Source organism: Arthrobacter sp. FW306-05-C (assembly GCF_021801725.1).
Lineage (GTDB): Bacteria > Actinomycetota > Actinomycetes > Actinomycetales > Micrococcaceae > Arthrobacter.
In genome coordinates this window covers 807374-824504 of record NZ_CP084556.1, presented here as the reverse complement: position 1 = coordinate 824504, position 17131 = coordinate 807374, and the positions used below count along the sequence as shown (strand labels likewise).

The window sequence follows — 17131 nt, the reverse complement described above, 5'->3', positions numbered from 1 at the left end:
ATCCACATAGGCAGAAAGGTAAGTGCCCATGTCAGACCCTGGTGGAAGACTCTTTATATGGGAGCGGTTTTGGGGACGGCGGCAGTGCTAGGGGCGGAGCCTCATGGACTCCTGGCTGCTGGTGCGCTTCAGTCCCCCGCAGTCGATCAAACTGCCAGGGAAGCCGATCCATTGCCGCCTGCTGCGCCTTCCATTGGTGATGTCCTCAGCCTGTTGGCCCGTGTTCCGTTGGCTACTGACGACGCGGGAATGATGGACCAGATGCGCCGTCTGGAGGACCTGAAGTGCGTGGCGGGTGCCCGGCAGGCGGGGCTTGCTGTGGCTTTCGACGCCGATCAGCGGCGTGGGCAGGCCGCGGGCGGGGTCCCGGCCGGTGAGCAGGGTGCCGGGGTGGCGGCGCAGATCGCGCTGGCCCGGCGCGAGTCGCCGGCGAAGGGTTCCCGGCTGCTGGGAATGGCCAAAACCCTCACCGGCATGCCGCACACCTCCGCTGCGTTTCGAAGTGGTTTGTTGAGTGAGTGGCGGGCCACGCTGATCGTGAAGGAAACCATTTGCCTCTCGCCGGAGGACCGGGCCGGGGTGGATGAGGAACTCGCCGCCGACACCGGCGCCCTGGATGGCATGGGCGACAAAGCCATCACCGCCGCCGTCCGGGCCGCTGCCTACCGGCGGGACCCCGCCTCGGTCGCGAGGCGGGCAGCCCGGGCCGTGGCCGAGCGGTGTGTGAGCCTGCGCCCGGCCCCGGACACCATGACGTACCTGACCGCGCTGCTCCCCGTCTCACAGGGGGTAGCCGCCTACGCGGCACTGGCCCGGGATGCCGACACGCTGCGTTCGGCCGGGGATGAGAGGTCGCGGGGACAGGTCATGGCAGACACCCTCGTCGAGAGGATCACCGGGATCCCGGGCGGGATCAGCGGGGTGGAGGTCCAGCTCGTCATGACAGACCGCACCCTCCTCCAAGCCGGTGCCGAACCCGCACGGCTGCCCGGGTACGGCACCATCCCGGCGGCATGGGCAAGGGAACTCGCCCTCACCGGCGGATCATCGAAAGCTGAAGCACCGACACCGAACCCGGCAGCCCTTGAAGAACTCAGCCTCTGGATCCGCCGGCTCTACACCGCCCCCGGCACAGGTGAATTGGTGGCGATGGACTCCAAAGCCCGGTTGTTCCCGGCGGGGCTGAAGCGTTTCCTCCAAATTCGGGACGACACCTGCCGGACCCCGTACTGCGACGCCCCGATCAGGCACCACGACCACATCAGGCCTTGGCACAGCGGCGGCCCCACAACCACCGGCAACGGCCAGGGACTCTGCGAAGCCTGCAACCACGCCAAGGAAACACCTGGCTGGACCGCCAAACCCGTCCCCGGCCCTCGCCACACCGTGGCAACCACCACCCCAACCGGCCACACCTACCACTCCACCGCACCACCACTCCCCGGCGCAGCCGGCGGCAGCGCGCTGGTGACGCCTAGGCCACCGAGCCTGACTCGAGGGCGGCACGCAACTCACGCACCGCCGTCGCTCCTCCTGCTATGAACCACTCGAGCCCGTTCACCCGGACGGTGTCCACGGCACCGCCGGCAGCAAGGACAATTGCCTTGCCGGGCAGCCAGTCCCACTCCGGGCAACTGTGCTGGAACCAGCACCCCAGCTGCCCGTCCGCCACCCGGCCCAAGTCGCAGGAGCCGGAGCCGAGCATTCGGAGCGACGCCGCGGAGGTGGCCGCAGCGTGCCACGGCATGGCACACATGGGGTCCATCAGCCAGGTGGGGTGGATGTAGGTGGCCGCACCGAGTTCGGCAACACCGGTGGTGTTGCGCCTGCCACCGCCAGCAGAAAACGAGGTCAGTGCTTCGCCATTCAAGGTGGCAGGCCGGTCAAGTCCGCCCAGCCACAACTTGTCCTCCTCAGGCTGGAAAACCGCGCCCAGCAGCACGCCGCGGCGGTCCTTGAGGGCAAGGGCTGAACACCAGTAGGTGGAACCGTGCAGGAAGTTGTAAGTGCCGTCCACGGGGTCGATTACCCAGGTACGCCCGCTGGTGCCCTGGACGGAAGCCCCTTCCTCGCCAAGAATGCCGTCATCCGGCCGGCAGCGCCGCAACTGCTCCAGAACGTAGGCCTCGGCAGCATGGTCAGCCTCAGTGACCACGTCGGAGACGGACGTTTTTTGTTCCGACTCCAGTCCAGCCATGCGCATGAGGAGGGCCAGCTGTCCGGCTTCCCGGACCAGCGCTGCCGCCAATTCGTAGTCATCCAATGAGGGGTCAAGAACAGCTGCGCTGTGTCGGCCAGTGGTCATAGGTTCAGTTTATGGGGCGGGATAATGGTGCCATGGCCAAAACCCCTGCCCAGCGGATCAAGAAGCACGGCGCCAACGCTGCCGTCCCGCAGCATCACCTGCCACCGGTGGTCAATCCCACCACTTCGCGTACTCCGCAGAAAGCGCAAGGCAACAGCAACCTGATCGTCATTGCGGGTGTGGTGGCCAGCCTGTTCCTGTTTTGGTACCTGCACCTGCTGACCCTGAGCCAGATGACGCAGCTCTCCCAAGATATGGCCATGCCGGACTCACTGGTGGGCGGGTTCGATGCCGCCTACATCGGCCGGCTGCAGGGAGTCATGAACGGCGACGCCCTGGGCCAGCTGAGCTACGTCCACAAGACCGCCGGGACGCTCTTCCCGCTGATTTTCGGCTTCACGTGGCTGCTGCTCATCGGCACCAACGTGGCGAAGAAAGCCTTGCGGTGGGCCCTCTGGGCTCTCCCCATGCTGTTCGTCGTGGTCCGGTTGTGGGGCAACGTGGCCATTGACGCCATGATGGGCACGCCGGGTCCCGACGCCGGCCAGGTTGCCTTGGCGTCCGGCCTCACCGTTGCAGGCTGGGTGCTTTTGGTGCTGAGCCTCCTGGCCGGGGCCGCGGCCGTGTTTCTCAACAGCCGCGAACGGAAAGAGCGCTAAACAGCAGCCGTCTTTGCGGCCGCCGCCGCCCGTCGTTCCTTCCGGTGCCGGTGCACGCGCTGCGCGATGACCAAGCCCGCGGCGGCCATGCCCACCGTTACCGGATACCCCATCAGCCGCTCCAGCGTGCCGGGTTCGGGGACCTCCATGTGCGTGAGGCCCCCGGTCGCCGTAGCTGCCAGCGACACGCCCCCGCACACCAAGAGGAACCACGCCATCGGGGTCTTACCCAGCCACAGGATTCCCAGCACCACCAGGGCGGCTCCGCCGGTTATGAAATAGGCGATGGCACCGGTGTAGTGCCACGGCGAGCCCGCGTCCTCAGGGACCAGCCCCACCAGCACGGTTCCGGCCCCGGCGGCTCCGGTGAGCAGTCGGACCGCCGCCGCTGCAAGCCATGGCTTCCGGCGCCGCCAGTCCACCCCGGTACCGGGCCGGGCCGCCACGCGCAGCAGCCCCGAGGTCAGCAGCACCGCCCCGAGCAACAGCCCGAGGCCCTGGAGCACGAACGAGCCGTTCATCAGCCAGTTCAAGGGCGAGCAGACATCCCGGCCGGAATAGATGCCGCAGTGGAGCGCGCCCAGGTCGCTGATGTACCCGGTCCGCAGATCGTACGGACGGGGCCCTGCCCAGGCCACAGCCACCACTGCCTCCGCAAGGAAATATTGCAGGACGCTCAAAACAGCCCACGCCCCGATGTAATGCCGGGTGGACGCAACGTTCGGGATGAATGCAACGGCAGGAGCGGCAGTTGGGGCTGGACTCATGCCTTGAGCGTAGTACGCCCCCGCACCTTGTATGCTTGTAACCGTGTCCGGACGGACCGGCCCTGCCGAATCACCGGATGCGCGCCCTCGTAGCTCAGTGGATAGAGCACGGCTCTCCTAAAGCCGGTGTCGTTGGTTCGATTCCAATCGAGGGCACTTGAACTCTCCTTCCCCGGAGCCCAGCCTCCGCGCCTACCTCCTGGGCAGCCAACAAACGCAGTATGGGCAGCCAGGCCGCTGGCAAGTGGAACGGGACCTGCTGGACAGGTCGGACGGCACCCGCGGAACCTTTTCCGGCGTCGTCCTTTTCACGCCAACGGACGACGGCGGCCTGCACCTTCATGAGGAAGGCACCATGCGCTGGCCTGCTTTCACCGGCCCCGCCTCGCGGGAGTACGTCCTGAGGCCCGGAGCCCGGGCGGACGCGCTGGACGTGTTCTTCCCCGACGGCCGGCCGTTCCACCGCATGAGCTTCACCCCTGACGCCAGCCTGGACTCACACTGGTGCGATCCCGACACCTACCGGGTGACCTACACCTGCCAGGGCCCCGACGCGTTCAGCTACAGCTGGGATGTCACGGGCCCTCGCAAGGACCTGCTGCTGGTCTCCCGCCTGGAAAGGATCCCCGGGTGAAGGACCGGATCGTGGTGTCCGCCGTTTGTGTCTTCGACGACGCCGGACGGCTCCTGACCGTACGGAAACGGGGAACGGCCATGTTCATGCACCCCGGCGGCAAACCGGAACCAGGTGAAACTGCCGTCCAGGCCGCCGCCCGCGAGCTCGCCGAAGAAGTGGGAATCGTCCTGCACCCGCAGGAACTTGAGCTCATGGGGGTCTGGCTCGCCGACGCCGCGAACGAGGCCGCCACGGACATCGAAGCCACCGTGTTCCTGGCCCCGGGCACCTGGCAGGCCACCCCCGCTGCCGAAATCGCGGAAATCCGCTGGCTGGACATCACCACACCCGCCGAGGGCCCGGACTTCCCGCAGGACCTGGCGCCGCTGCTGACGGACCACATCCTGCCCCTGCTGGCATCGAGGGCCGTCTAGCAGGGCTGCCACAGGCCTAGAACTCCGGGACAGCCTCTTCCGCCACAGCGGTGGCCTCGGCAAACTGGGTCCGGTACAGCTCGGCGTAGCGGCCGTCGGCTGCCAACAGTTCCGTATGGGTACCGCGTTCCACGATTTGGCCGCCCTCCACCACCAGGATGGCGTCGGCCGCGCGGACCGTGGAGAGCCGGTGTGCAATCACGACGGCGGTCCGTCCTTCAAGTGCCGCGCCCAGGGCCGCCTGCACGGCGGCTTCGTTCGTGGAGTCCAGTGCCGCGGTGGCCTCATCGAGGATGACGACACGGGGCTGGGCGATCAGGAGCCGTGCGATGGTCAGCCGCTGGCGTTCACCGCCGGAAAGCCGGTAGCCGCGCTCCCCCACCACAGTTTCCAGCCCGTCCGGCAGGGACCTGATCATGGTCTCCAGCCGGGCCTGCCGCAGGACGTCCCACATGTCCTCATCGGTGGCGTCGGGCCGTGCCAGACGGAGGTTGGAGGCGATGGTCTCGTGGAACAAGTGGCCGTCCTGGGTGACCATGCCCAGCGTGTCCCGCAGCGAATCGAAGGTGGCGTCCCGGACGTCCAGCCCGGTCCCGGGCACGGTGCCGCCAAGACGCACGGCGCCCGAGTCGACGTCGTAAAGCCGTGACAGAAGCTGGGCAATGGTGGACTTGCCTGCACCCGAGGAGCCCACCAGGGCCACTGTCTGTCCCGGTTCCACCCGGAAGCTGACGCCGTGCAGCACTTCCTCGCCGCCACGGGTGTCGAGGGTGGAGACCTCCTCCAGCGAGGCAAGGGAGACCTTGTCCGCCGAGGGGTAGGCGAACCGGACGTTGTCGAACTCCACGGACACGGGCCCGGCAGGAACCGGCACGGCGTCCCGCTTCTGCTGGATAAGCGGTTTCAGGTCCAGGATCTCAAAGACCCGTTCAAAGCTGACCAGCGCACTCATGACTTCCACGCGTGCGTTGGACAGCGCCGTGAGCGGGGCATAAAGGCGGGTCAGCAGCAGCGCCAGGACCACCACGTCCCCGGGTGCGAGCTGCCCGCCCAGCGCGAGCCAGCCGCCCAGGCCATAGACCAGCGCCAAGGCGAGCGCGGACACCAGGGTCAGGGCCGTGACGAACGTGAACTGCAGCATTGCCATGCGCACGCCGATGTCGCGGACGCGGCCCGCGCGGGCAGCGAACTCCCGGGATTCCTCGTCCGGGCGGCCGAACAGCTTGACCAGAGTAGCGCCGGGCGCGGAGAACCGCTCTGTCATCTGGGTGCCCATGGCGGCGTTGTGCGCAGCGGCTTCGCGGCGCAGGTCCGCCAGTTTGGAGCCCATGCGCCGGGCCGGGATCAGGAAGATCGGCAGCAGGACCATGGCGAGCACGGTGACCAGCCAGGACTTGTTGAGCATCACCACCAGGGTCAGAATCAACGCCACGGAATTGCTCACGACGCCGGAGAGGGTTCCGGCGAATGCCGACTGCGCCCCGATGACGTCGTTGTTGAGGCGGCTGACCAGTGCTCCAGTCCGGGTGCGGGTGAAGAAGGCGATGGGCATGCGCTGCACGTGGTCGAAGACCCGGGTGCGCAGGTCCACGATGACGCCTTCGCCAATGGTCGAGGACAGCCAGCGGGTCAGCAGCCCCACGCCCGCTTCGGCCACGGCCACGATGGCGATCAGCACCGCCAGCCAGATCACGGTACCGGCATCGGTCTTGGCGATGATGGCGTCAACCACCTGGCCGGCGAGCACCGGGGTGGCCACCGCCAGGAAGGCCGCAGCGATGGAGGAGAGCACGAAGGCGATGAGCTTGCCCTTGTGGGGAGCGGCGAAGGCCAGCACCCGCTTCAGGGTTTCCTTGGAGAACGGCTTGGAGCCGCTTTTGGCGGTGCTGATGTTGTAGAGCGAGCTCCAGGCCACGCGGTCCATGCTCATGGTTATTTCTCCTGGCTTGCAGTGTGGTGGAGCTCCTGGACCGTGCCGTTGTCCAGGTGCCACCGGTAGTCGAGTCGTACATTTTCGAGCAGCCGGCGGTCGTGGGTGACCAGCAGCAGCGCTCCGTCGTAGCTTTCAAGGGCCTCTTCCAGCTGCTCGATGGCGGGCAGGTCAAGGTGGTTTGTGGGTTCGTCCAGCACCAGCAAGTTCACGCCGCGCGCCTGCAGCAGCGCCAGTGCTGCCCGCGTCCGCTCCCCCGGCGACAGGGAATCGACGCTCCGCGCGGTGTGGTCCGCCTTGAGGCCGAACTTGGCCAGGAGCGTGCGGACATCGGCGCCCGTCCAGTCGGCCAGGACCGCTTCGACAGCGTCCCCCAGCGGCAGCCGGCCGTCAAGGAGTCCGCGGGCCTGGTCAATTTCGCCGACGGCGACGGAGGCACCCATGGAGGCGTCGCCGTCGTCCGGTGCCTGGGTTCCCAGCAGGAGGCGCAGGAGGGTTGACTTGCCGGCCCCGTTGGGACCAGTGATGCCCACGCGCTCCCCGCCGTTGAGCTGAAGGTTGACCGGGCCCAGCGTGAAATCACCTTGGCGTGCCACTGCATTGCGGAGGGTGGCGACGACGGCGCTGGACCGGGGTGCCTGGCCGATGCTGAACTGCAGCTGCCATTCCTTCCGGGGCTCCTCCACCACGTCCAGGCGCGCGATGCGCGACTCCATCTGCCGGACCTTCTGTGCCTGCTTCTCCGACGACTCGGTACTGGCAGCGCGCCGGATCTTGTCGTTGTCCGGGTTCTTCTTCATCGCGTTCCGGACGCCCTGCGAGCTCCACTCGCGCTGCGTGCGTGCACGGGACACCAGGTCGGCCTTAGTGGAGGCAAACTCCTCGTACTTCTCGCGGGCGTGCCGCCGCGTCACCGCGCGTTCCTCAAGGAAGGCGTCGTAGCCGCCGTCGTAAACTGCCACGGTATTTTGCGCCAGGTCCAGCTCCACCACGCGGGTGACGCAGCGGGCCAGGAACTCGCGGTCATGGCTGACCAGCACCACGCCCCCGCGCAGCCCAGTGACGAAGTTTTCCAGGGTGGCCAGGCCGGCGAGGTCAAGGTCGTTGGTGGGCTCGTCCAGCAGCACCACATCGAAACGGCTCAACAGGAGGGCGGCCAGGGCCACGCGTGCCGCCTGCCCGCCGGAAAGGCCCGTCATCAGCGCATCGGCGCCGGCATCCAGGCCCAGGTCCGCAAGCACCGCCGGGATGCGGTCGTCCAAATCCGCGGCCCCGGAGGCCATCCACCGGTCAAAGGCACGGGAATAGGCATCATCCGCTCCCGGAGCGCCTGAGCCCAAAGCTTCCGCCGTGGATTCCATCTCTACGGTCGCTTCGGAGCAGCCTGTCCGGCGGGCGATGTAGGCGGCCACCGTTTCGCCGGGGATCCGCTCATGTTCCTGTGGAAGCCAGCCAACAAACGCATCAGAGGGGGCAAGGCTCACGGAACCATCCTGTGGCTGGTCGACTCCCGCAAGGAGGCGCAGCAGCGTCGATTTTCCAGCACCGTTCGCGCCCACCACACCTACCACGTCGCCGGGGGCCACCGTCAGCGAGAGCCCGGAAAAGAGCACGCGGTGCCCATGGCCTCCCGAGACATCCTTGGCAACAAGGGTTGCAGTCATCGATTCGTCCTTTCGCCGCTGCCCGGACAGCCATTGACGGCCGGCAGAGGCGGCGAAAACAGGGCCGCGGCACCGCTGGGGCTGCTGGACATAGAAGAACCCGCTGGTCCGGACTTGGGGGGTGTACGGACCAACGGGCTCGACCATCAACTATAGACGAATCCGGACTCGGGGCAAAATCGGCCATACGGCGCCTGGCGATGCCAGCAGGACGTTTGCCCGGGGCGGCACGGTAAAATCGTCCAGACCACCCATTCTGCAGAGAGTCCTCCATGACCCTTTCCGCCAAGGCGTTCCAGCGCTGGCTGCAAAGCATCGCACCCGATGCCAGCACCGCTGACGTCTGCCGGGTCTCGGGGATCAAGCGCACCACCCTCGCCCAGCAGCTGGTCCGGGGCAAGGTCTCCGTGAGCACCGTGGTCAGCGTCAGCCGCGCCTACAACATCAACCCTGTTGCGGCGCTGGCCGGTTTCGACGCTTACAGCGTCCTTTCCGGCCCGCCGCGCCCACCCACGCGCAGCGAACTGGTAAGCCAGATTTCCACCGCAGACCTCATGCGCGCGCTCCTGGAACGGCCGGCCATGGAGCCCGCACGGGGAGCGTCCACCCCCGCCCTGGGTCCCACTCCGCACCCCACCTCGGTGAAGAACTGGGTTGATGCAATTGACGACGGCGAGGTCCGGCACCGCGTTTCGGCTTCAACCGGGGTGGCCCCGCAAAACTACTCTGCCCAGTTGACGGCAAACCGGCTGTCGCCTGAGCTCGCCGTGGCCACGGCACTGGCGGCCGGGGTAGGACCGGCCGGCGGCCTGGTGGCCACGGGGATCATCACCGAAGAGGAGGCGGGCTGGCCGCCCGGGGCGCGGCAGGCAGCCCTGGACAGCCTCACCGACGGGGAGCTCACCGCGCTGGCCGGGGAACGGCTTCAGGCATTAGGGAAAGTGCTGCGCCGGCAGGAGCAGGACCAAGCACAGACAGAAAAGATATGGGAGAACCTGGGATGATCGAGACGCTTCAGTGGACCACGCTGGCGGTTTGCGCCCTCGTCTCGGTGGCCCGCATCCCCAGCACCCTCCGCGGCGAGAACCGCTCTCTGTTCGGCATCTTCGCGTCGATGACGCTGGCCATCCTGCTAAGCATCAAGGGCCCTTACCTCGTGATCGACCAAGCACTGGGTGGCATCAACCTGGCCAACCTGCTGCTGCGGTTCGTGATCTTCGGCGTCATCTTCTTCATGGGCATCCGCATTTCCAGGGGGTTCAGCGCCGACAGCGCCCACCGGCACATCACAGGAAAGACCGGCATGCTGGTCCTGCTTGTTGTCTCTGTGGTCATGGTCGCACTGTTTTTCTCCATGGACACCGCCGGCTCCTCGGCGGGCCTCCAGGCCATCTCTGCCAAGGACGACCGCAACTTTGCGCTTGTTGAGTATTACGGCGCGGCAGGCCGGGCCTACCCGGCGTACGTCGCCCTGGCGCTGCTGCCGGCTCTGGTGCGCGCGGCACAGGACCGACTTCCGGTACTGGTCCGCATCGCCGCAGGGCTGTTGGCGCTGGGTGGAGTAGCGGTTGCCCTCACGCTGCTCTTCCCGGTGATTCCGCCCGAACTCGGCCAGATCGAGTTCGTGATCAACTACACGGCCATCCTGTGTTTCGTCGTTGGGCTGGCCTTGATCTGGGCTGCACGCGTGGTCAACGGGCGCGGAGCGGGACGCCAAAAGACATCTACCGAAACGTAACCTTCGCTGGCTTTCACAAAATCATTAGAATGTGAAACAATCATGAATGTGTGAAGGCGGGGCTGCTTGGCGTTTACGAACGGGGATAAATTCTGAAATGCCGGCCGCCCCGGGGGCCTTTACACACGTTGGGGGGATGAGTGGTGGCGGATCGTTGGGGACCGCCCCCACTCAGCCTGTTTAACGGCTCTTTAGCGGAAGCTTACCGGCCCTCGGCTCCTAGAGCTTTCGGGCAGGTACAAGGACTTCCCTGCTGCTGAAATCCCCGCACCTACGCAAAGGCCTTCCGGGGCCGCTACTTCCGGGCAAACCGCAATGTCACCAACTGGAACGGCCGCAGCTTGAGCTCCGCCCCGCTGTCCCATGGTGCCACCCCGGGAGCTTCAGTGCCGCGTTCCAGGAGGTCCGTTGCAAGAACGTTCCGCACCGGGAAGTTCGCCGTGATGCTCCCCGCCGAGCGCTGTCCCAACGACTCGTAGAGGCGGACCACTACGTCCCCCGAACCGTCCTGCGCCAGCTTCACGGCCTCGATCACCAAAGCGGGATTGCTGACGGTGAAGAGCGGCTCCACCGGGGAGGCGCCGGTGACCAGCCGCGGCGCCAGATTGGTCCGGTAACCTTCCTGGACTGCGTCCGCGATATCGGCACCCGGCCGGATGGACACCGTCAGCTCGTGGTGGCCACGGTCAGCACCCGGGTCGGGAAACTTCGGCGCCCGCAGCAGGGAGAGGCGAACCGTAGTGGTGGTGCCGCCGTCGGATTCCCTGACACTCCTGCCTACGTCGTGGCCGTACGTGGATGAGTTGGAGACCGCCACGCCATAGCCGGGTTCGCCCACGTGGATCCACCGGTGGGCGCAGATCTCGAACTTCGCCGCCTCCCAGGACGTGTTGGTATGGGTGGGCCGGAAGACGTGGCCGAACTGCGTTTCGGCAGCGGACCGGTCCGCACGCACATCCAGGGCGAAACCAAGTTTCAGCAGCTTCTCGCGCTCCTGCCAGTCCACGGTCGTGGTGATTTCCAGTGATGGACTGCCCGGCGCCAGCGTGATGCGCTGGGTCAGCTTCGAGGTGCCGGCCGTCCGCTCCACGACCACCACCGCACTGCCGCCTTCGCTGGCAAGGCGGACCGACTCTGCCTGGACCAGTGGCGTGACGTTGCGCCGATAGAACTCGTCGATGTCCCAGGCATCCCACTCGTTGGGCGTGTCCCGGTGCAGTTCCAGCAGATTGCCGCGCTGGCCGGGAGCGATCGCTTCGCGGCCGCTGCCATGGTCCCGCAGGGAGGACAGAAGCCCATCGGAATCCACCACCGCCCGGATGATCCCGTTGTCCAGGATGAAGCCGCCGTCCTCCGGCATGGCCTGTGCCGGTACCTGGGGAGCCGCGGGTTCAGCTGCGGCCAGCGCGGGAACCCCATCCCTCGCATGCGGGGCTGCGTTGAGCAGGAATTGCCGGTCCCCGGAACCCAGCACCGCGGCAGCAGCCTGGCCGATCAGTGCCTCGAGGGCAGTTTCAATGGCTTGATAATTCCGCTCCGCGTCCTGGTGGACCCAGGCGATGGCACTCCCGGGAAGGATGTCGTGGAACTGCTGCAGCAGCACCAGCTGCCACAGCCGCTTAAGCTCAGCGGCCGGGTAGTCGTAAGAACCCGCGCCCCGGACAGCGGCCGTGGCGCACCACAGTTCCGCTTCCCGCAGCAGGTGCTCGCTGCGCCGGTTGCCCTTCTTTGTGCGGGCCTGGCTGGTGTAGGTACCGCGATGCAGTTCCAGGTACATCTCCCCCACCCACACGGGCAGCGCCTGGTACTCTGCCTCGGCCTGCCGGAAGAAACTCTCGGCGGAGCCAATCCTGACCTTGGGTGATCCCTCCAAGTCCGCGGTACGGGCGGCGGCGGCGAGCATCTCCCGGGTGGGGCCGCCGCCGCCGTCGCCGTAACCGAACGGCACCAACGACACGGAGCCGCGGCCGTGGTCCCGGTAGTTGCGCTCGGCGTGCGCCAGGTCGCGGCCGCTGAGGTCCGAGTTGTAGGTGTCTACGGGCGGGAAGTGGGTGAACAGCCGGGTGCCGTCGATCCCCTCCCAGTTGAAGGTGTGGTGCGGCATCCTGTTGGTCTGGTTCCAGGAGATTTTTTGGGTCAGGAACCAGCTGCTGCCGGCAGCCTTGACGATCTGGGGCAGCGCAGCGCTGTATCCGAACGAGTCCGGCAGCCACGCTTCCCGGCACTCGACGCCGAACTCAGCCAGGAAGAAGCCCTTGCCCTCCACGAACTGCCGCGCCATCGCTTCGCCGCCAGGCATGTTGGTGTCCGACTCGACCCACATGCCGCCCACCGGGACGAACTGTCCGGCCCGCACTTTTTCCCGGATCCGGCTGAACAGCTCCGGGTACAGCTCCTTGATCCAGGCCAGCTGCTGGGCGGACGAACAGGAGAAGACAAAGTTAGGGTCTTCGTCCATCAGGGCCACCACGTTAGAGAATGTCCTGGCACATTTGCGGATGGTTTCCCGGACCGGCCACAGCCATGCGGAGTCAATGTGGGCATGGCCCGTGGCAACCAACTGGTGAGCCGACGCGTAAGCCGGCCTGCCGAGGACTCCAGCGAGCGCCTGACGTCCCGCCGCAGCGGTGCCGGCAACATCATCGGGGTCCATCACGTCCATCATGTGTTCGAGGGCCCGGAGGATTTCATGGCGCCGGGGAAGCTCCAGCGGGAGCTGTTCCATAAGCCCGGACAGCGTCCAAATGTCCTGCTGGAGTTCCCACACGCATTGGTTGAGCTCAGCGATGGCGATGCTCCCGAGCCTGTACTGCGGCGCTCCCCCGGCGGTTGCCTTGTCGCCCAGCGGGGTGGCGGCGAAGGTCCAGCCCTGTGCCATGTCCGGGTTCGCGGCCGCTTCCACGTAGAAGTCCACCGCCATTCCGCTGCCCAGCAGCTTCAGGGGGATGTACTGGTTGCGGGGAGAGATGGCCTTGATGATGGTGCCGTCGGGCCGCCACGCTATGCCTTCGCACTGGAAGCCGGGCGCTTCGGTGGTGAACCCCAGGTCCACCACCACCTCCACTGCGGTGTCCGGGCCGCCGCCCCAGGAATCAGGCACCTCGCCTTGCAGCCGCAGCCAGGTGGTACCCCACGGCCGGCCCCAGGCGGCGCCGTGCTCCTGCGGATGGAACTCCTGCCGCATCGCGTCGAGCGCGGGGACCGGTTCGGCCGGAACTTCCCAGCTGCTCAGGGCAAGCGGAACCGACCTGCTGTAGACGGCGGGGGCAATGCGCTCGCGCACGAACCTTGCCAGGCGGACTTCCGTGATCCTGCGGTCGTCATGCAAAATATGTCCTCTTTAGGCTTGAGACTGGATCATCGCGTCCATTCGATGGACAAAATCTACCCGCTGGCGGCACTGCAACCAACCCCTTGTGCAGTTATCCGCCGGACCCCTATGCACCGGGCCCCTGTGCAGCGGGCAGGGCCGGTTCGGGCCGCAGGATCCGCGCGTCCCCGGCGTAGACGTTGAAGCTGGTACCCCGGCTGAACCCGGCCACGGTCAGTCCGTTGGCCTCGGCCAGTTCCACAGCCAGGCTCGAAGGGGCGCTGACGGCGGACAGGACGGGGATCCCTGCAAGGGCAGCTTTCTGCACCAGTTCGAAGGATGCCCGTCCGGACACCTGGAGGACCGTCCCGGTCAGCGGCAGGAGGCCTTCGCGCAATGCCCAGCCCACCACTTTGTCCACTGCGTTGTGCCGCCCAACGTCTTCGCGGAGGCACAGAAGCCGCGGCCCGCCGTCGTCCTCAATCTTGAACAGGCCCGCCGCGTGCACGCCCCCGGTATCGTCAAAGACGCGCTGGGATTTCCGCAGCAGCGCGGGCAGGGACGCCAGGACGTTTGCGTCCACCATCAGCGGGTCCGCCTGCGGGCTGAAGTGGGACGATTTCCGCACTGCTTCGATGGAATCCGTGCCGCAGATGCCGCAGGAGCTTGAGGTGTAGACCTTGCGCCCGGTATCGGGAAGCGGGACGTCCGGCCTCAGCTGGGCCTCCACCACATTGAACGTCTGGACCCCGTTTTCATCCTCACCGGCGCAGAAACGCAGTGATACCAACTGTTCGGGCGCCCAGATGACTCCCTCGGACACCAGGAAGCCTGCCACCAGGTCAAAGTCGTCCCCTGGCGTGCGCATGGTGACCGAGTAGGAGAGCCTGCCCAACCGGATTTCGAGCGGTTCCTCGACGGCCAGGACGTCTTCGCGGTGTCGGACCGGGTACTCCAGGGCGGCCGGCGAACCGTCCAGGACATACTTGTGCACCTTGCGGCGCTGGGTTACGCGTCCCATGTTCCACCCTGCCTGTTCATTACTCCATCATGGCACCATCGCGGCCCGCCCCAATCCAAGACCCACAGCCCAGAAGCCCACAGTCCAGAGGCCGGCAGTCTATAGGCCACGATCCAACGGCCCAGCGCACGAACGCGGGCCTTGGGGTTCCGGCCCTCTAGTTTCAGCCCAGGAGCGCGCTCCAGTCCACGGGCCCGTTCGATGCCGGTTTACCCTTGGCCTGGCTGCCCCGTGCATTGCTTCTCGGCTTGGCTTTGGCCGCCCCTTCCTTGGGCGGCGGAATGGGTGGCCCCCAAGGCAGCGCGAAAGCGGGCACCGGCTCGCCCAGCTGCACGCCGTGCGGCGGCACCACCAGCACGCCGTCGGCGGCTGCCAGGCCGCGCATCATGCCGGGGCCTGTGTGCTGCGCAGGGGAAGCCATCCCATACAGCAGCCGGAACGGCATCAGGCGGGTGCGTCCGGGATCGGCGTCGATCATGGTGCCGCACGGTACTTCCTGCACGGCGGGCATAGCGCGGTGCCCCAAGGCGGCGAACAATGGTGCACCGACGGTGGACAGGGCCATCATGGCCGCGAGCGGGTTGCCGGGAAGTCCAAGGACAAAGCGTCCGTCCGGCAGTTCGGCCAGGACGGCAGGGTGGCCGGGCCGCATTGCTACGCCGTCGATGATGAGCCGCCCGCCGAGTTCGGCAACGGCCCGCCGGAGGTGGTCCGTGCCTGAGCGCCCAGTGCCCCCGGTGGTAATGACGACGTCGGCCGGCAGGTCGGGCGCGTCCGGCACCTCCGGCAGCACGTCTTCGAGCGCCGCAAGCCATTCGGCGTACGAGTCGCCGATCCGCTGCTGTCCTGCGTGGATACCTCCGAGCATGGCGACGACGACCGGCAGTTGCGGGCCGAACGTGTCGCGAACCTGGCCGGGAGCCGGGGTACCACGTTCCACCACCTCGGATCCGGTCAGCACCAGCCGCACCACCGGCTTTCCCTGGACCTGCACTTCGTCGTAGCCTGCCAGTGCCGCCAGGGCCAGGTGTGCCGGGTTGAGTTCCACCCCGGCCTTGACCAGGACGTCCCCTTCAAGGGCTTCCTCCCCGGCCTTCCTGATGTGTTCGCCCGCGCGGGGTTCGCCCGGCCTGGCCTTGCCTCCGACCATCACCACCGGGCCCTCATCGTCCCGGCCGAGGACTGCACTCTCGGTACGTAGGACCGCCTTGGCACCCGCGGGAATCAGGCCGCCGGTGGCAATGGGACTGGCTTGGTGCGGCGCCAGCCGGGTGCCCGGCTCCACCGGGATCCATGGACCGCTTCCGTTGACCGCCCAGCCGTCCATGGCCGAGGACGCATAGTGCGGCATGTTTTGGAGGGCCACGATGTCCTGGTCAAGTTTCCGGCCCAAGGCGATCTGCAGGGCCACGGGGCTGGGAGGAATCGGGGTGGCCGCATCGTAGGCGGCCTGCCTGGCCTCTTCCCACGTGTGTGCCAGGTGATGGTGGTGGGCATGCCCGGGTTCGGTTTCGCCCGGCTCCGTGTCGCCGGATTCAGCCCCAGCCGTACCACTTTCTTCCGCGGCGGTTTCTCCCGGTCCGGCATTCTCCGGCCCGGAACCGGGCGGTGCCATCGGATCGCTCTGGGCTTCTGCTGTCATTCGCCGGGAGTCCCGGCGGCTTCAGCCTCGTAGTCAGCTGCCAGGGTGCGGGCAACGGCCAGCGCCGCGTCCATGGAGGCTGCGTCCAGCTCCCTGCCGGGAGCGGCAGCCAGGCCTGCGGCGAAGCCGGCAATGAAGGTGGTAAGCGGTGCGGCCGGCCGGACAACGGCATGGGCGGCAACGCCGGCGAGTGCCAGCACCGCGTTGATGTCTACCTGGACGTCCTCGAGCTTGTACGCCTGGAGGAGGGCCCTGCACCATTCCTCCAGCGTTTCGTCCTGGCTTTTCACGACTTGCCTCCCACGTTAGTTCCGCCCGCGCTCCGGTCCTTGCATTCACGCTGGCTCCTGGCGGCAACCCCCAGCGCGGCAGCATCGTCCCAGGTATCCACGTCGGAGGTGGACCCGGCGGGGACTGTGACAAGCTGCACGTCCAGACTAGCAAGGAGAGCCCGGACGGAGCCGTTGACCAACGCGTCGCGTGCGGCCAACTCCGCGCAGGCTTGTTTTAACCCGGGCGTGCTGTAAAAGGCCGCCAGCGGCTGGACCTTCCCGTCGCCGGCCAGGGCCATCACGCCGCCTCCTCCGCCTCCCCCGGGGCGTGCTGCAGATGCGGCAAGAGCCTTCCGCAACACGGCCACCGCTTCGGAGGCCAACGGCATATCGCAGGCCAGCACTAGGGTGAAGGGGGCCGCTCCGCCATTTTCGCCCAAGGTGTTCAAACCAGCCGCGATGGCAGCGGCAGGCCCTGCGAACGGCGGCTCTTCCCGACAGGTGAGCACGTCGGCCGGCCAGGCTGCCGGGGATACAGGGCGGGGTGTTGTGCTTTGGGATGGCAGGAAGGCGCTGTCGCCGACGACGACAGTGCGGCGGGCGCCGGCTGCGGCGTCCAGGGCCCGTTCCAAGAGCGTTTGGCCTTGGAAGACAAGGGACTGTTTGGGTACCCCGCCCAGCCGCGAGGACCGGCCCCCGGCCAAAATCAGGGCATCAAAAACCAGGCTGTTCTCTTGCACTCCCCCAGCCTAGCCATCAGGCGGGGCAGCGAT

General features: G+C 67.1%; 15 protein-coding genes and 1 tRNA gene. 7 read left to right on the top strand and 9 right to left on the bottom strand.

Translation table 11 applies throughout. The features are described 5' to 3' along the window. The first annotated feature begins 249 nt into the window (after nt 1–249). Entirely contained in the window at nt 250–1542 is a 1293-nt protein-coding gene (locus LFT44_RS03880; protein ID WP_442863780.1) for an HNH endonuclease, read from the top strand. Here the strand turns inward: LFT44_RS03880 and LFT44_RS03875 are convergent. Then, a complete protein-coding gene (locus tag LFT44_RS03875; protein ID WP_236801192.1) occupies nt 1475–2305 on the bottom strand; it encodes an inositol monophosphatase family protein in 831 nt (276 codons plus the stop codon). The genes LFT44_RS03880 and LFT44_RS03875 overlap by 68 nt on opposite strands. 32 nt (nt 2306–2337) lie before the next feature. Between LFT44_RS03875 and LFT44_RS03870 the strand changes: the two genes are divergently transcribed. Beyond that, nucleotides 2338–2964: a hypothetical protein gene (locus LFT44_RS03870; RefSeq protein ID WP_236801191.1), complete on the top strand. Its 627-nt coding sequence runs from the start codon at nt 2338–2340 to the stop codon at nt 2962–2964. On the opposite strand, the gene LFT44_RS03865 is transcribed toward LFT44_RS03870, so the two are convergent. Continuing rightward, nucleotides 2961–3731, bottom strand: a complete 771-nt coding sequence (locus LFT44_RS03865; protein ID WP_236801190.1) for a DUF998 domain-containing protein — start codon at nt 3729–3731, stop codon at nt 2961–2963. The two genes, LFT44_RS03870 and LFT44_RS03865, sit on opposite strands and share 4 nt — an antisense overlap. An 83-nt stretch (nt 3732–3814) precedes the next feature. Between LFT44_RS03865 and LFT44_RS03860 the strand changes: the two genes are divergently transcribed. The 3 genes from LFT44_RS03860 (at nt 3815) to LFT44_RS03850 (ending at nt 4781) form a co-directional block, all read left to right on the top strand. Next, nucleotides 3815–3887, top strand: a tRNA-Arg gene (locus LFT44_RS03860). A gap of 1 nt (nt 3888) precedes the next feature. Beyond that, on the top strand, nt 3889–4365 hold the full coding sequence (locus LFT44_RS03855; protein WP_442863765.1) for a DUF6314 family protein: 477 nt from the start codon (nt 3889–3891) through the stop codon (nt 4363–4365). Then, the gene (locus tag LFT44_RS03850; protein WP_236801189.1) at nt 4362–4781 is read left to right on the top strand and encodes an NUDIX hydrolase; all 420 of its coding nucleotides are present in this window, start codon (nt 4362–4364) and stop codon (nt 4779–4781) included. The genes LFT44_RS03855 and LFT44_RS03850 overlap by 4 nt, the downstream gene beginning before the upstream one ends. Nucleotides 4782–4797: 16 nt before the next feature. On the opposite strand, the gene LFT44_RS03845 is transcribed toward LFT44_RS03850, so the two are convergent. Together LFT44_RS03845 and LFT44_RS03840 are read right to left on the bottom strand one after the other, a co-directional pair. Beyond that, nucleotides 4798–6711 (bottom strand): ABC transporter ATP-binding protein, encoded by a 1914-nt coding sequence (locus tag LFT44_RS03845; protein WP_236801188.1) that lies wholly within the window; start codon nt 6709–6711, stop codon nt 4798–4800. Nucleotides 6712–6713: 2 nt separating this feature from the next. Then, nucleotides 6714–8375, bottom strand: coding sequence for an ABC-F family ATP-binding cassette domain-containing protein (locus LFT44_RS03840; RefSeq protein WP_236801187.1), 1662 nt, complete (start codon nt 8373–8375; stop codon nt 6714–6716). Nucleotides 8376–8647: 272 nt separating this feature from the next. On the opposite strand from LFT44_RS03840, the gene LFT44_RS03835 reads away from it, so the two are divergent. After that, nucleotides 8648–9379: a hypothetical protein gene (locus LFT44_RS03835; protein WP_236801186.1), complete on the top strand. Its 732-nt coding sequence runs from the start codon at nt 8648–8650 to the stop codon at nt 9377–9379. After that, nucleotides 9376–10113 carry a hypothetical protein gene (locus tag LFT44_RS03830; protein ID WP_236801185.1) on the top strand — a complete coding sequence of 246 codons (738 nt, stop codon included), beginning with the start codon at nt 9376–9378 and terminating at the stop codon, nt 10111–10113. Before LFT44_RS03835 ends, LFT44_RS03830 begins: the two co-directional genes overlap by 4 nt. A gap of 295 nt (nt 10114–10408) precedes the next feature. Here the strand turns inward: LFT44_RS03830 and LFT44_RS03825 are convergent, their stop codons facing one another. The 5 genes from LFT44_RS03825 to mobA all read right to left on the bottom strand — a co-directional run bounded on the left by LFT44_RS03825 (nt 10409) and on the right by mobA (nt 17098). Next, the gene (locus LFT44_RS03825; RefSeq protein ID WP_236801184.1) at nt 10409–13441 is read right to left on the bottom strand and encodes an alpha-mannosidase; all 3033 of its coding nucleotides are present in this window, start codon (nt 13439–13441) and stop codon (nt 10409–10411) included. Nucleotides 13442–13550: 109 nt separating this feature from the next. Next, nucleotides 13551–14444, bottom strand: a complete 894-nt coding sequence (gene fdhD / locus LFT44_RS03820; RefSeq protein ID WP_236801183.1) for a formate dehydrogenase accessory sulfurtransferase FdhD — start codon at nt 14442–14444, stop codon at nt 13551–13553. Between the two features lie 163 nt (nt 14445–14607). Then, the gene (locus LFT44_RS03815; protein ID WP_236801182.1) at nt 14608–16086 is read right to left on the bottom strand and encodes a molybdopterin molybdotransferase MoeA; all 1479 of its coding nucleotides are present in this window, start codon (nt 16084–16086) and stop codon (nt 14608–14610) included. Further along, entirely contained in the window at nt 16083–16376 is a 294-nt protein-coding gene (locus tag LFT44_RS03810) for a DUF6457 domain-containing protein (protein WP_236801181.1), read from the bottom strand. Before LFT44_RS03810 ends, LFT44_RS03815 begins: the two co-directional genes overlap by 4 nt. Further along, nucleotides 16373–17098: a molybdenum cofactor guanylyltransferase gene (mobA, locus tag LFT44_RS03805; RefSeq protein WP_236801180.1), complete on the bottom strand. Its 726-nt coding sequence runs from the start codon at nt 17096–17098 to the stop codon at nt 16373–16375. The genes LFT44_RS03810 and mobA overlap by 4 nt, the downstream gene beginning before the upstream one ends. Nucleotides 17099–17131 lie beyond the last annotated feature (33 nt).